Below are 14223 nucleotides of genomic sequence, written 5' to 3'. Positions count from 1 at the left end.
TTCACCTATTCTATTTCGTCCAAAAGTTCTTCATAGGCTTTTTTTGCTTCTTCTAGTTCATCGTCATCGATGCCAGAGAGAAGCTCATCACCATTTTCATCTTCTATCACTTTTAATATATAGATTTCTGGTTCATCTTCATCAGTATAGAGTGCAACATAATCTGTGTCTTCAATTGAAAACTTTGCATCAACAAAAAATTCAACCTCAACATTATTTTCATCATATAATTTTATTTTTTCCATCTTTATCACCTATAAATTAAATCTATCCAGATAGGATTGCAGGATATATGTCGCTGCAATTTTATCTATATATTTTTTCCTATTTTCTCTTCGAACAGAACCCTCTATTAAAACTTTTTCTGCCATTAAAGTGGTCATTCTTTCGTCAACATACTCAATCTCAACCTTAAATTTATTTTTCAATTTTTCTGCAAACTTCATAACTTTTTCACTTTGTGGCCCAATGGTATTGTTCATGTTCTTTGGAAGACCTACCACTATTTTTTCTACATCATTTTCTTTTATTATGTCATGAATTTTATCATAGGCAATCTTATTTGACTCTCTCTTAATTGTCATAAGAGGTTGAGCTGTAAGCATTAAAGCATCTGATATAGCTACTCCAATCCATACATCACCAACGTCAAGGCCTAAAATTTTATTCATATAACCACAACCTTTACAGGTACATATATAATATGTAAAAGAGATGGTCTAGCCATCTCAAATCTTTTCTAAATAAACTTTTAACATCTCTTGTAAAAGCTCATCACGCTCTACTTCTTGTATCATGGATCTTGCATTATCATGGCTTGTAATGTATGTGGGATCGCCAGATAATATATATCCAATAATTTGGTCAGAAGGGTTATAACCTTTTTCCTCTAGAGCATTGTAAACAACTTTTAAAATACTCTTAATTCTTTCTTGTTCCAAAGCATTTTTTTCAAAAATTTGTGTATTATTGTTTTGATCCATAATTACCTCCAAATAGATTATATCATAAAATATCTATTTTGATAATATTATAATAGGTCGCTAAGCTTATTTAAAGCTTCTTCAACTTTAGCAATATCCTTGCCGCCAGCAGTTGCCATGTCAGGTCTACCACCGCCGCCGCCACCGGCTACTTTTGCAATTTCTTTAATAAGTTTTCCTGCAGCAATTTTCTTTTCTACTAAATCTTTTGAAACAGCACAAATAAAGTTAAGTTTTCCTTCATTTACTGTTGCAAATAAAACTACTACTGAGCCCACTTTATTTCTAACTTCATCAGCTAAGTCACGAAGTGTATTTACATCTACTCCATCAAATTTTTTGATGACATAATTTATGCCATTTTTATTTTTAACTGAATCTAGAAGTCCAGAAATTTGATCCTTTGCCATGTCATGTTCTAGTTTTTCAATTTCTTTATTTGCTTCTTTTAGACTCTTAATATTTAATTTTATCTTTTGTAAAATTTCTTCTCTATTAGATTTAAGTTCCTTAGCTATGTCTTCTTGTTCGTCTTTTAATTCATTTAAATATTTTAGAACAGCTGGACCTGTAATAGATTCAATTCTTCTAATACCGTTACTTATACCACTTTCACTTAGTATTTTAAACATTGAAATTTCAGAAGTATTTGAAACATGAGTACCACCACAAAGTTCACGAGAATAATCTCCCATGGAAAGAACTCTAACTTCGCCATGATATTTGTCTTCAAATAGACCAATTGCGCCCATTTCTTTTGCTTCTTCTAAATTTGTTATCTTAGTTTCTACTGGAAGAGCTTCAAAAATCTTTTCATTTACAATCTTTTCAACTTTATCAATTTCTTCTTTTGACATTGCTTCAAAATGAGAGAAGTCAAATCTCATTTTATCTGGCATTACTAAGGAGCCAGCTTGGTTTACGTGATTGCCTAGAACATCTTTTAGGGCTCTGTGAAGTAAGTGAGTTACAGAGTGATTTCTTCTTATATTATTTCTTCTCTTAACATCAATAAGAGCTTTGACAGGAGCTTTTTCTAGCTTACCTTCTTCTACTTCAACAAAGTGAAGGTGAAGTCCATCCTTAGTCTTTTTAGTGTCAGTAACTTTTAATTTGAACTTGTCAGAAATAATTTCTCCAGTATCTCCAACTTGTCCACCACTTTCTCCATAGAAAGTAGTTTTGTCTAAAATTACTATGCCCTTTTCGCCTTTATTTATTGAATCAACAATTTCGTCATCATCAGAAATAATTCTTATAATGTTTCCACAACATTCATTTTTTTCATAACCTAAAAATTCATTGGAAAGGCCTTCAAAGAGATGCTTGTTATCTTGATTTGCCCAGCCAACATTTTTGTCGTCTCTTGCTTCTCTAGCCCTTTTCTTTTGGTCATCCATTTCTCTTTTGAATCCAGCCATGTCAACATCTAGACCTTCTTCTTTTAAGATTTCTTCTGTTAAATCAATAGGGAAGCCATAAGTGTCATAAAGTTTGAAAGCTTTTTTTCCGTCAAGTAATTTTTCACCACTTGCCTTCATTTCTTCTATATTAGAATTAAGTCTAACAAGACCACCATCAATAGTTTCTAAGAATTTTTCTTCTTCTCTTCTTATTATTTCCTTAATGGATTCTCTGTTTTCCTTTAGTTCCTTGTATTGATCGCCCCAAGAATCAATTACCATGTCTGCAATTTCAAATAAAAAGGCCCTCTTTATTCCAAGTTTTCTTCCGTGTCTTGCAGCTCTTCTTATAAGTCTTCTTAAAACATAGCCTCTTCCTTCATTTGAAGGCACAATTGTATCAGAAATCATAAAAGTCATGGCTCTTATGTGGTCAGTAATTACTCTAAAAGAAATATCTGATTTTTTGTCTTCGCCATATTTTTTGCCTGAAAGCTTTGAAATTTCTCCAATTATATCTTTTATGGCATCAATCTCAAAAATATTGTCAGTTTTTTGTAGAACTGTGGCAATTCTTTCAAGACCCATTCCTGTATCAATATTAGGATGTGATAGTGGATTGTAATTTCCTTCTTCATCTTTATCAAATTGAGTGAAAACTAAATTCCAAACTTCTATAAATCTGTCGCCTTCTCCACCAGGTCTTTCATCAACTGATCCGTATTCAAGACCTCTATCAACATAAATTTCTGAACATGGACCAGATGGACCAACTTCAAGTTCCCAGAAGTTGTCTTCTTTTCCAAGTCTTATAATTTTTTCTTCAGGAATTCCAATAACATCTTTCCAAATGTTAAAGGCTTCGTCGTCATCCTTATAAACCGTAACCCAAAGATCTTCCTTTGGAATTTCAAGATTAACTGTCAAAAATTCCCAAGCCCAAGGTATTACTTCGTGTTTGAAATAATCTCCAAAGGAAAAGTTTCCAAGCATTTCAAAAAATGTTGCGTGTCTATCTGTTAAGCCAACATTATCTATATCGCCAGTTCTAATACATTTTTGGCAAGTTGTAACTCTCTTTGCAGGTGGAACTTCTTCACCTGTGAAGAATTTTTTCATTGGTGCCATTCCTGCTCCAATTAAAAGCAGTGACTTGTCATTTTTTGGAATTAGTGAAAAACTTGGTAATATAAAATGTCCCTTTGATTCAAAAAATTTTAAAAATTCTCTTCTTATATCGTGTAAACCTAAATATTTCATAAACAACTCCTATTAAAAATCCTCCCATTCCCTGGGAGGATGTGCTATAAATATTATAATTATAAAGAATATGATTGTCAATTAGAGCTATATCTGTCGTTGTATTTTATTTTTGCAAAATCAATTAGGATAAATATTATTGATGTTATTGGAACAGAAATTACCATTCCCCAAACTCCAAAGATACCTCCACCTATGATTATTGAAATTAAAATTATTAGTGGATTAAGCCCAGTGCTATCTCCAATTAGTTTTGGTGCCAAAATATTATTTTCAACCCATTGAACTAATACGAAGAGAACTAAAACCCAAAATGCTTTTATTGGTGAATCCATAAAGGCAAATAAAACTGCAGGGACACAACCAAGGAAAGGTCCAATAAAAGGTATTATATCTGCCACACAAGTTATAAGTCCAATGATTATTGCAAAGTCCACTCTTAAAATCAAAAGATAAACCATAGTGAGGACTCCAACGAAAATTGCAAGTAGCATTCTTCCTCTAATAAATTGTTGAAGAGCTATGTCAATTCTATTGGCAAGATATGTTATATCTTCTCTATGTTTATTTGGTATAGATTTTTTTACTTTGAGAGTAAATTTTTCCTTGTCCACTGAAAAGTAGAAGGAGAAAATAATTATTAAAACAAGTCTAAAGGCAGATGTCACAAAGCCATAGACCTTGGAGAAAACTCCAGAAAGTGAACCCATAAGGGAGCCTTGTGCCTTTGTAACTAAGTCATTTATAGTTTTTCGCATTGAGTTTAAAATATTTGAAACTATTTGTGGTGTTTCAACATTTCCCTCTACCTTTGGATTAGATTCTTTGTAAAAATCTATAAAATTATCAGGAAGTTCAATGTTAAATTTAGCAAAAATATCTGTAAAAAAATTATTTACATTTTTAGTAAATGTATCAACCATGACTGGCAAACTAGAAAGTAAGTTTGAAATTTCATTTATGGTCTTTGGAATAACAGAAACTATTAAAATCCCAAAGATCAAGACAACTGAAATGTAAACTATAATTACACCAAATTGTCTTTTGACGCCCTTTCTCTCCAAATAATTTACTATTGGATCTATTATGTAGGCAAAAATAATTGCAATAATAGCAGAGGAAATAGTGTAACCCAAAATTGGAAATTTGTTAAAAATTATTGTAATTAAATAGAGAGTTAAAATCCCTAAAAATATTTTTGTAATGAAGTGCAGATCTATGCTTATTCTCTTTTTGCCTTCAATATATCTATTTCCAATATTTATCAAATAATAAATCGCCAAAAATATTAGAAGTATTGAAAGTATTGCTAGAGCATAAATCATAAATCTCGCAGCATTACCGGAAATTTGTTCCAACATATTATCACCTGTTCTTGAACTTTTTCATCCCTTCATTTATTTTTTCCACTACATAATCACATTCATCCTTAGTGTTATTGTGATTAAGGGAAAGTCTAAGCATGGAAAGAGAATCTTCTTCGCTTCTTCCAATTGCCCTAAGGACATGGGATGGGTTTATGCTTCCTGCTGCACAAGCAGAGCCAGAAGATGCACATATATCATACATATCCAGATATTGCACCATGGTTTGTGGCTTAGTATCCTTTAAAGTGATATTGATATTTCCAGGAAGTCTTTTGTCTCTTGGACCATTTAAAATAATTCCATCAATGTTTAAAAGTTTTTCAATGGTATAGTCTCTTAAGTCCCTTGTATAACTTATATTTTCATCAATATTAACATAAGCATCTTCTATTGCTCTTGCAAGACCAACTATAGATGCCACATTTTCTGTTGAGGCTCTCATGCCTCTTTCTTGTTCTCCACCATCTATAAAGGGGAAAATTTCTGTACCTTCTTTAATATATAAAATTCCTATCCCCTTGGGAGCGCCAAGTTTGTGACCTGATATAGAAAGCATATCAAGGTCTAAGTCTTTTAGATTAAATTTGACATTTCCCATGGCTTGCACTGCATCTGTGTGCATTAAAATATTTTTTTCTCTGGCAATTTTTGAAATTTCTTTTATTGGTTCTATAGTTCCAATTTCATTGTTGGCAAACATAACAGAAATTAATTTTGTATTGTCCTTAATTTTTTCACTTAATTCATCTAAGTTTATAAAACCCTCTTGATCAACTGAAATTAGAGAATAATTACTTCCCAATCTTTCAACTGCTTTAAGTGAATTTAAAATAGCAGGATGTTCTATCTTTGATGATATTATATGATTTTTTTCCCTTGGATTCAATGATTCTTTTATAACCCAGTTGTCTGATTCAGAACCTGAAGAAGTAAAATAAATTTCACTAGGCTTAGTCTTTAAAATTTCTGCAATTTTTATTCTTGAATTTTCAATTGCTGCTCTAGATTTTTGTCCCAGAGAATAAATTGCCGATGCATTCCCATAGTTTTCTCTCATATAGGGAAGCATGGCATTTAATACATTCTCTGTTACTTTTGTAGTAGCTGCATTATCCATGTAAATCATAGTAACCTCACATGTCTGCTAGAGTCATGGACTCCATTACATCTTCAATTTGTCCCTGAAGTTTTGATAAAATATCTCTAGTTGCACATTCCTTTTGCTTTATACAATTTGAATTTTTGCCAAGGTCGCAACATGAAAGTGACATATCACCTTCTAGGGCATTTATTATTTCTCCTATTGCAATATTTTTTGGATCTCTTGAAAGAACATAACCGCCACCTGCTCCTCTTATAGATTTAACAAGATCAGCCTTACGTAAAAGTGTAAAGAGTTGTTCAAGATAAGATTCAGATAAGTTTTCTTCCTTTGCAATATCCTTTAGGGCAATGGGACCCTTGCCCATATTTTCTTTTAAATTATACATTGCCATGAGTCCATAACGACCCTTAGTAGAAAGTTTCATTTAATCACCTCTTATTCTGGAATAAAAGATCCTTTTTCTTTGTTATTTTCTAACATATCCTTTAGAGTGTACCATGATAAAACTGCGCATTTTACTCTTGCTGGAAGTGTGCTAATGGATTCAAAGGCAATGGCATCGTCAAGATCTTCTAGTTCATCAGAATCTGTAACTTCACCTTTTACCATTCCAATAAATTTTTTTGCCCTATCAATAGCTTCTTCAACCTTTATGCCCTTTACATTGTCACACATTATTGATGTTGATGCTTGTGAAATTGCACAGCCATGACCTGTATAAGAAATGTCTTCTATTATTCCATCTTTTACTTTTAATTCAAGAGTAATTTCATCGCCACAACTTGGATTGTGTCCAAGTTCCTTGTGAGTATAATCTTCTAATTCATGTCTATTGTGTTTATTTCTTGAATGTTCCAAAATTAATTCAGTATAAATATTATCAAGATTCAATTCCTAAAATCCTCCTTACATCTTCAAGATGTTCAACGAAATAATCAATTTCTTCAACTGTATTATAAATTGCAAAACTTGCTCTACAAGAAAAGTTTGAACCTAAAAATCTGTGAAGTGGTTGGGCACAGTGATGACCTGATCTTATGGCAATGGCAAAAGTATCAAGAATTGATGCAACATCGTGAGGATGAGCTTCTTTAAAGTTAAAAGATATTACTGGAGCTCTATTTTTGTCACTTGTTGTATAAACTTCAAGATAATCTAATTTTTTTAACTTATCATAGCAATAGTCAGTTAAATATCTTTCATATTCGTCAATTTTATCCATGCCATATTTATTTATAAAATCAATGGCTGCTGCAAGATTTACTGCACCTTCGACATTGGCAGTTCCTGCTTCAAATCTTTGTGGCGCATCTAAAAAAGTTGTGTGGTCTTCGTAAACATATTCGATCATGTCGCCACCTGATAGGAAGGGTTCCATTTGGTTTAAGAGATTTTCTTTTCCATAAAGTACACCAATGCCTAGAGCAGAATACATTTTATGACCAGAAAAGGCTAAAAAATCCACATCAAGTTCACTTACATTTACTTTTCTATGAGGCACAAGTTGTGCGCCATCTAAAATAATTTTTGCATGAGAATGCTCTCTTGCGTATTTGACAATTTTTTCAATGTCAGGATTTGTTCCAACTACATTAGATGCTCCAGTGATTGATAAAATTTTTGTCTTTTCAGTAACTTTTTCTTCTATTTCAGAAAAAGGAATTTGCTTATCATCATCTATATATAAAAATTTTAATTTTGCTCCAGTTTTTTTGGCGACTTCTTGCCAAGGAACTAAATTTGAATGGTGCTCCATTATTGAAATTAAAATTTCGTCACCTTCACTTAAATTGTTTCGTCCATAGGAATAGGCAACTAAATTTAGAGCTTCTGTGGCATTTCTTAAAAATACAATTTCACTTGCTTTTTTTGCTCCTATAAAATCAGCAACCTTTTGTCTTGCATTTTCATAAACTTCTGTAGACATCATGGCAAGATAGTGAGCTCCCCTGTGTGGGTTTCCATTTTCATTTTCATAAAAATTCTTTATATTATCTAAAATTTCACGAGGTTTTTGTGTTGTTGCCCCATTGTCAAAATATATAATGTCCTTGCCATTTGGCTTTAATTTTAAAAAGGGAAACTCTTTTCTAATATCTTCTATTTCATTTTTTGTAAACATCTTAATTTCCTCTCTTTATAATTCTTCTAACTGAATCCCAAACTTCATCTCTCAATTTTTCATCAGAAAGAGCGTCAATGGCACGAGAAAATTTGGATTCAACTATTAGTGCTTCAGCTTCTTCGTGGCTGATGCCTCTACTCATGAGATAAAATATTTGATTCATGTCAAGCTTACCTGCACTTGATGCGTGATTCCCAACTACATCATCTTCGTGAGCAAGCATTAGTGGCACTGAAACTGAATGAACTGTATCATCTAGTAAAATTGAATACTCTTCTTCAGATCCAATAGCTCCCTTGGCACCTTCTATAAATTGAAGATTTGATTTAAAATTTTTAAAGGCTTTATCCTTTAAGGCTCCATTTACTAAAATATCTGATTCAGTCTTTTTTCCTCTATGAATCATGTCATAATTCATATTTAGATATTCATCCTTTTGACCAAAGTAAATTGAATCTACTATTGATGAAGATTTTTCTCCAATTAATTCGCATTTATAATTTGTATAAAGTTTTCCTGCCCCAAGTTCATATTGGTGAAGAGTAACTTTTGCGCCATCTTCTGTATAAATTCCAATTGATTCAAGGACAAGGGACTTGTCATCGTCTCTTGCAATAACAAAAACTTCTACTTCAGAATTTTCCTTTGCAAGGACCTTTATTACAGAATTTCTAAATTTTTCACCTTGGCCAGAAGATGTGTAGTCTAAAACGACCTTTAATTTTGAATTTTTTTCTGCAAGAATGTGATGAAGATCAAAAAGTTCAGAATAGTTATCATCTAATTCAAATAATTTAAAATCTTCTTTTTCTTCATCTTCTTTTGCTAGATAAGAAGAATAATAATTTAAATATTTTCTATTTAATTCTAGTGCATCTTCTGAAATTCCATATTTTATTTTTTCAAATTCAGAAATTTCTCCTGGATTTTTTTCTCCAACTTCTCTATATAATTTCCCGTTTATTTCAGGAATTTTTATTTCAGTTTCATTTACCTTTAAAAAGCTAAAAGTCTTAAAGGCAATTTCATTTCCAATTATATTCATCTTTCACCTACCCAATTGCTCCAACAAGTTCAAGGTTAATAAGATTATTCATTTCAACTGCATATTCCATAGGAAGTTCCTTGGCAATTGGTTCTGCAAATCCTCTTACAACCATTTCCTTTGCCTCTTGTTCAGATATTCCCCTTGACATCAAATAGAAAATTACAGAGTCAGAAATTCTGCCTATTTTTGCTTCATGTCCAATATCTATGTCGTTGTTTTCAATTTTTATTGTAGGAATTGTATCTGACCTAGACTCATTATCAAGCATTAGTGATTCACATGATGTTGAATTTTTTGAGCCAATAGCATTTTCTTTTATTTCAACAAGTCCTCTGTAAATTGCAATTCCGCCAGATTTTGAAATTGACTTAGTGTTAATAGTTGACTTAGTGTGTGGTGCTGCATGAACAACTTGTGCTCCTGTGTCAAGATTTTGCCCTTCACCTGCAAAGGAAATTCCAGTAAATTCACTAGATGCATTTTCTCCAACTAAAATTGATGCAGGATAAAGCATTGAAACTTTTGAACCAAAAGAACCAGATACCCATTCGATTTTTCCATTTTTTTCTACAATGGCTCTCTTTGTGTTTAAGTTGTACATATTTCTTGACCAGTTTTCAATTGTTGAATATCTTAGAGTTGCATTTTCGCCTACAAAAAGTTCAACTGCACCTGCGTGTAAATTTATTACATTATATTTTGGAGCAGAACAACCTTCTATAAAGTGACAATAAGCTCCGTCTTCTACAATTATAAGTGTGTGTTCAAATTGTCCTGCGCCTGGTGCATTAAGTCTAAAATAAGATTGTAGAGGAATATCTACATTTACTCCCTTTGGCACGTAGACAAAGGATCCACCAGACCAAACTGCATAGTGAAGAGCTGCATATTTGTGAAGATTTGGAGTGATACACTTGCTGAAATATTTTTTTACGATTTCTGGATATTTTTTAAGTCCACTTTCAAAATCAGTGTAAATTACTCCTTGATCAGAAAGATATTTTTGAATGTTGTGATAAACTACTTCAGAGTCATATTGTGCTCCAACACCAGAAAGCATTGATTCTTTTTCTGCTTCAGGTATGCCAAGTTTATCGAAGGTATCTCTTATTTCGTCAGGAACATTTTTCCAATCATCAGACATATCGGCATCAGGTCTAATGTAAGTTGTGATTTTATCCATGTCTACTTCTGAAACATCAGGACCCCACTCTGGATTTTTCTTCTCATTAAAAATCTTTAGAGCCTTTAATCTACTTTCAAGCATCCATTCTGGCTCGTCCTTTTCCTTTGAAATTTGTCTTACAATCTCTTCAGTAAGTCCCTTTTCAGTCTTGGACCTATAGGTAAATTCATTTTTAATGTCATAAACTCCACGGTCCATGTCTTCTACATAAGTTTTTTCTGTCTTAGTCAATTATTTCACCTCTTCTCTTATCCAATTGAATCCTTCTTTTTCGATTTTATCAATTAGAGAAGCGTCTCCTTCTTTAACAATTTGTCCATCTAAAATTACGTGAACAAAATCAGGTTTAATATTATCAATAAGTTCCTTGTGGTGAGTTATAATTAAAACTGCATTGTCCTTATTTAAAAACTTTTCAATTCCACTAGAAACAATTCTTGTAGCATCAACATCAAGTCCTGAATCTGTTTCATCAAGAATGGCAAGTTTTGGATTTAGCATAAGCATTTGAAGAATTTCATTTTTCTTCTTTTCTCCACCAGAGAAACCAACATTTAAATATCTTTCTGCGTAAGAAGAATCCATTTTTAATTCTTCCATTTCCTTTTTAATTTGTTTTTTAAATTTTAAAATAGAAATTGTCTTGTCTTCCTTTAAAGATTTAGCTGTTCTAATAAAATTTTCTACAGAAATGCCTGGCACTTCTTCTGGACTTTGGAAGGACATAAAAAGTCCCTTGTTAGCTCTCTTGTCTGTTGTAAGGTCTGTTATATCTTCGCCATCTAAAAATATTTTTCCACTACTTACATTGTAAACTGGATTATCCATAATTACATTGGCAAGTGTGGATTTACCTGAACCATTTGGTCCCATAATTACGTGAACTTCACCGTAATTAATTTTTAAATTAATATTTTTTAATATCTCTTTATCTTCCACGCCTGCACTTAAATTTTCTACTCTCAATAACTCAGTCATACTTCCTCCATTTATAAAAAATAATTCATACAAAATTACTATGTTTTTTTCTATTAACTATAATAACACAAGTTTTTTAATAATCAAATATTAATTGCAAATAAAAAAACTAGGTTTAACCTAGTTTATGAAAGCATAAATGCCGACTCTATGTGATTGATTTCCTTTTCCTTAAAATAAATTTCAATTATGTCAAATCTTACCATTATGTCAAAAAGATTTTTCTCCATAATATATGCTGTTGCAGTTTGAATAATGTTCTGCATTTTAAATTCAGTTACAGCTTCGTAGGCATCGCCATATTTCCTGGAGTTACGAGACTTCACTTCAACAAAGACAAGTTCATCTTTATCCCTTGCAATAATGTCAATCTCAGTTCCAAGAGCTCTATAATTTCTTTCTAATATTACATAGCCTTTTTTCTCCAAAAAATTTGTGGCAAGGTCCTCTCCACGATTTCCAAAAAATAAATTGTGTCCTACCATAATTTCATATTCTTCAAAAAAGTTTTTCTGTGCATCTTAGTTGGTCCATAGGCCTTTAAAGCATCTCTGTGATACTTTGTGCCGTAACCCTTGTGCTTTTCAATGCCATAGTGAGGATACTCCTCTGCCCATTTGTTGCAAAGATCATCTCTATAGACTTTTGCAATTATTGATGCGCAGGCAATGGAATAGCAGGACTCATCGCCTTTAATGATGGCGTGTTGAAAAATTCCAGTTTCAATTGTCTCTGCATCTATTAAAACACAATCTGCAATAACTTTTTCCCCTTTTTTATTTCTCAAATTTTCAAGAGCATTTATCATAGAAATATGAGTTGCCATTTTTATATTTACCTTGTCAATTATATCTGGGTTTGCCCTGCCAATGCCTACAGCAATGGCGCTTTCTAAAATTTTTGGGTAAAGCTCTTCTCTTTTTTTGGGACTAAGTTTTTTTGAATCATTTACTCCCTCGATGAAATCATCCTTAGGCATGATAATTGCACAGGAAACTACATCGCCAAAGAGGCAGCCTCTGCCAACTTCATCTATGCCACATACATATTTGTAGCCCTTGTCGTAATATTCATTTTCAAATTTATAAAAATTCATTGGGCTCCTCCAATGTTATTCGTCCAAGAGTTCCCTTTCTAAATTCATCTAAAATAATTCCAGAAACTTTTTCATAATCTATAAGACCGCCACGCATAAGCGCCCCTCTATTTTTTCCAATTTCATCCATAATTTCTATGGCTTCTATATCTTCGATATTAGAAAGTTTATATCTTTCTTCAAGAGCAGCTGGAGCAATTTTTTTTAATTTTCCAATTAATTTTAAGGCAAGAGTTTCTCTATCCATAATTTCATCTTTTATGGCACCAGTAAAGGCAAGGTTAAGTCCAACTTTTTCTTCGAACTTTGGCCACAAAACTCCTGGCGTGTCTAATAGATGAAGCTTTGAATGAATTTTTATCCACTGATTTGTCTTTGTCACTCCAGGTCTATTGCCAGTTCTTGCAGATTTTGTACCAGAAATTGAATTAATAAAAGTTGACTTGCCAGAATTTGGTATTCCCACAATCATTGCACGAAGTGGACCCTTATTAAGTCCCTTGTCCTCATACTTTTTTATCTCATCTGCCATGAGTTCTTCAGATTTTTTTACAACTAAATTTACATTGGGCTTCATTGCATTGTAGGATATGGCAAAATTATTTTCGTCAGTAATTTTTTCCATCCACTCTTCATTTAATTTTGGATTTGACAAATCTGACTTGTTAAATATTAAAAGTCTTTTTTTGTTTTTAAATAGGTCATCAAAAAGAGGATTTCTACTTGAGAAGGGAATGCGAGAATCAATTATCTCAATTACAAAATCAACGAGTTTTAATTTTTTCTCAATGTCTTCAATTGTCTTTTTCATGTGACCTGGATACCAGTTAATATTCATTTAATCACCAAATAAAACCTTGTCTAAAATTTTTACTGCTCCATCGTTATTGTTGTCATAATCAGATACCACATCGGCTCTTTCTCTTAATCTTTCTACACCATTTTTCATGGCAATGCCAAGCCCAACATTTTCTATTAACATAACGTCATTGGAGTCATCGCCAATTGCAGCGACATTTTTTAAATCTATGCCTCTAATTTCTGCGTATTTTTTTACACCATAAAATTTGTCGCCAGACTTTTGCAAAACTTCAAGCATCCACTTTGGCTCTCTTCTGATTTTCATTATGTGAAAATTAAATCTATCAGAAATTTTATCTCTCATTCTATTTCTAAGGTCTACCAAATCGTCATGACTTCCAGCAAAGACAATAGAAAGAGGATTTCCCTCTAAATTTTCAAAATCATCTAATCCTAGATTTCTTTCTCTAAAGGCATCAACATAAGTGCCCTCAAAATTTGTAAAATTCTTTTTCTTGTAAACAAGATCAATGCCATCATTTCTTTGGATGTGAAGTGATGTATATACTTTATCATTGTCATCAAAGGCCATGACCCTCTTTAAGTCCTCGTCACTAATTGGATTTACATAATGAACTTTGCCAGTTAAATTATCTCTAATTACATTTCCATTATTGCAAATTAAATCTATATCTACATTATTTCCAACAAATTTATGGGCAGAATAATATTCTCTTCCCGTAGCAACAACTGGAATAATATTATTTGATTTTAGTTTTTGTACAAAGGATTCAAAACTCTTAGTAATAACTTTTTCTGTATTCAAAAGAGTTTCATCTAAATCCATAGAAACCATTTTAATCATAAATCA

General features: G+C 32.2%; 15 protein-coding genes and 1 pseudogene. All 16 read right to left on the bottom strand.

What is annotated here, in order from left to right; translation table 11 throughout:
* Positions 1-5: 5 nt before the first annotated feature.
* Positions 6-245, bottom strand: a complete 240-nt coding sequence (locus tag JOD41_RS04385; RefSeq protein WP_205051784.1) for a DUF1292 domain-containing protein — start codon at positions 243-245, stop codon at positions 6-8.
* Positions 223-671: pseudogene (gene ruvX / locus JOD41_RS04380) on the bottom strand (Holliday junction resolvase RuvX). The gene JOD41_RS04385 and the pseudogene ruvX overlap by 23 nt, the downstream one beginning before the upstream one ends.
* Positions 672-728: 57 nt before the next feature.
* Positions 729-983 (bottom strand): IreB family regulatory phosphoprotein, encoded by a 255-nt coding sequence (locus JOD41_RS04375; RefSeq protein ID WP_156702481.1) that lies wholly within the window; start codon positions 981-983, stop codon positions 729-731.
* A gap of 47 nt (positions 984-1030) precedes the next feature.
* Positions 1031-3646: an alanine--tRNA ligase gene (alaS, locus tag JOD41_RS04370; RefSeq protein WP_205051741.1), complete on the bottom strand. Its 2616-nt coding sequence runs from the start codon at positions 3644-3646 to the stop codon at positions 1031-1033.
* Between the two features lie 77 nt (positions 3647-3723).
* Positions 3724-5007 (bottom strand): AI-2E family transporter, encoded by a 1284-nt coding sequence (locus tag JOD41_RS04365; RefSeq protein ID WP_205051740.1) that lies wholly within the window; start codon positions 5005-5007, stop codon positions 3724-3726.
* Positions 5008-5011: 4 nt separating this feature from the next.
* Positions 5012-6139 (bottom strand): cysteine desulfurase family protein, encoded by a 1128-nt coding sequence (locus tag JOD41_RS04360; RefSeq protein WP_205051739.1) that lies wholly within the window; start codon positions 6137-6139, stop codon positions 5012-5014.
* A 7-nt stretch (positions 6140-6146) separates the two neighbouring features.
* Positions 6147-6542, bottom strand: a complete 396-nt coding sequence (locus JOD41_RS04355; protein WP_156702475.1) for an RrF2 family transcriptional regulator — start codon at positions 6540-6542, stop codon at positions 6147-6149.
* Between the two features lie 11 nt (positions 6543-6553).
* Positions 6554-7009, bottom strand: a complete 456-nt coding sequence (gene sufU / locus JOD41_RS04350) for a Fe-S cluster assembly sulfur transfer protein SufU (RefSeq protein WP_205051738.1) — start codon at positions 7007-7009, stop codon at positions 6554-6556.
* Positions 6999-8240 carry an aminotransferase class V-fold PLP-dependent enzyme gene (locus tag JOD41_RS04345; RefSeq protein WP_205051737.1) on the bottom strand — a complete coding sequence of 414 codons (1242 nt, stop codon included), beginning with the start codon at positions 8238-8240 and terminating at the stop codon, positions 6999-7001. The genes sufU and JOD41_RS04345 overlap by 11 nt, the downstream gene beginning before the upstream one ends.
* A 1-nt stretch (position 8241) precedes the next feature.
* Complete coding sequence (locus JOD41_RS04340) at positions 8242-9288, bottom strand: SufB/SufD family protein (protein ID WP_205051736.1); 1047 nt, start codon at positions 9286-9288, stop codon at positions 8242-8244.
* A gap of 7 nt (positions 9289-9295) precedes the next feature.
* Positions 9296-10708, bottom strand: a complete 1413-nt coding sequence (gene sufB, locus JOD41_RS04335; RefSeq protein ID WP_205051735.1) for a Fe-S cluster assembly protein SufB — start codon at positions 10706-10708, stop codon at positions 9296-9298.
* The gene (sufC, locus tag JOD41_RS04330) at positions 10709-11455 is read right to left on the bottom strand and encodes a Fe-S cluster assembly ATPase SufC (RefSeq protein WP_205051734.1); all 747 of its coding nucleotides are present in this window, start codon (positions 11453-11455) and stop codon (positions 10709-10711) included.
* Between the two features lie 125 nt (positions 11456-11580).
* A complete protein-coding gene (locus JOD41_RS04325; protein ID WP_156702463.1) occupies positions 11581-11940 on the bottom strand; it encodes a YraN family protein in 360 nt (119 codons plus the stop codon).
* The gene (locus JOD41_RS04320) at positions 11934-12551 is read right to left on the bottom strand and encodes a ribonuclease HII (protein ID WP_205051733.1); all 618 of its coding nucleotides are present in this window, start codon (positions 12549-12551) and stop codon (positions 11934-11936) included. The genes JOD41_RS04325 and JOD41_RS04320 overlap by 7 nt, the downstream gene beginning before the upstream one ends.
* Positions 12538-13389, bottom strand: a complete 852-nt coding sequence (gene ylqF / locus JOD41_RS04315; protein WP_205051732.1) for a ribosome biogenesis GTPase YlqF — start codon at positions 13387-13389, stop codon at positions 12538-12540. Before ylqF ends, JOD41_RS04320 begins: the two co-directional genes overlap by 14 nt.
* Positions 13390-14217, bottom strand: coding sequence for an HAD-IIB family hydrolase (locus JOD41_RS04310; RefSeq protein WP_205051731.1), 828 nt, complete (start codon positions 14215-14217; stop codon positions 13390-13392). It lies immediately after the preceding gene.
* Positions 14218-14223 lie beyond the last annotated feature (6 nt).

This window comes from Peptoniphilus gorbachii, from assembly GCF_016908115.1.
GTDB lineage: Bacteria > Bacillota > Clostridia > Tissierellales > Peptoniphilaceae > Peptoniphilus_A > Peptoniphilus_A gorbachii.
Note: the sequence above shows the minus strand (reverse complement) of the source record. Positions and strands in the feature narration are given on the sequence as shown.

What these genes read in the sequence shown, in the direction of transcription:
- JOD41_RS04310 (WP_205051731.1), bottom strand. Translation starts at nt 14,217, where the DNA reads ATGATTAAAATGGTTTCTATGGATTTAGATGAAACTCTTTTGAATACA.
- JOD41_RS04345 (WP_205051737.1), bottom strand. Translation starts at nt 8,240, where the DNA reads ATGTTTACAAAAAATGAAATAGAAGATATTAGAAAAGAGTTTCCCTTT.
- JOD41_RS04340 (WP_205051736.1), bottom strand. Translation starts at nt 9,288, where the DNA reads ATGAATATAATTGGAAATGAAATTGCCTTTAAGACTTTTAGCTTTTTA.
- ylqF (WP_205051732.1), bottom strand. Translation starts at nt 13,389, where the DNA reads ATGAATATTAACTGGTATCCAGGTCACATGAAAAAGACAATTGAAGAC.
- JOD41_RS04375 (WP_156702481.1), bottom strand. Translation starts at nt 983, where the DNA reads ATGGATCAAAACAATAATACACAAATTTTTGAAAAAAATGCTTTGGAA.
- JOD41_RS04320 (WP_205051733.1), bottom strand. Translation starts at nt 12,551, where the DNA reads ATGAATTTTTATAAATTTGAAAATGAATATTACGACAAGGGCTACAAA.
- alaS (WP_205051741.1), bottom strand. Translation starts at nt 3,646, where the DNA reads ATGAAATATTTAGGTTTACACGATATAAGAAGAGAATTTTTAAAATTT.
- JOD41_RS04355 (WP_156702475.1), bottom strand. Translation starts at nt 6,542, where the DNA reads ATGAAACTTTCTACTAAGGGTCGTTATGGACTCATGGCAATGTATAAT.
- JOD41_RS04325 (WP_156702463.1), bottom strand. Translation starts at nt 11,940, where the DNA reads ATGGTAGGACACAATTTATTTTTTGGAAATCGTGGAGAGGACCTTGCC.
- JOD41_RS04365 (WP_205051740.1), bottom strand. Translation starts at nt 5,007, where the DNA reads ATGTTGGAACAAATTTCCGGTAATGCTGCGAGATTTATGATTTATGCT.
- JOD41_RS04385 (WP_205051784.1), bottom strand. Translation starts at nt 245, where the DNA reads ATGGAAAAAATAAAATTATATGATGAAAATAATGTTGAGGTTGAATTT.
- JOD41_RS04360 (WP_205051739.1), bottom strand. Translation starts at nt 6,139, where the DNA reads ATGATTTACATGGATAATGCAGCTACTACAAAAGTAACAGAGAATGTA.
- sufC (WP_205051734.1), bottom strand. Translation starts at nt 11,455, where the DNA reads ATGACTGAGTTATTGAGAGTAGAAAATTTAAGTGCAGGCGTGGAAGAT.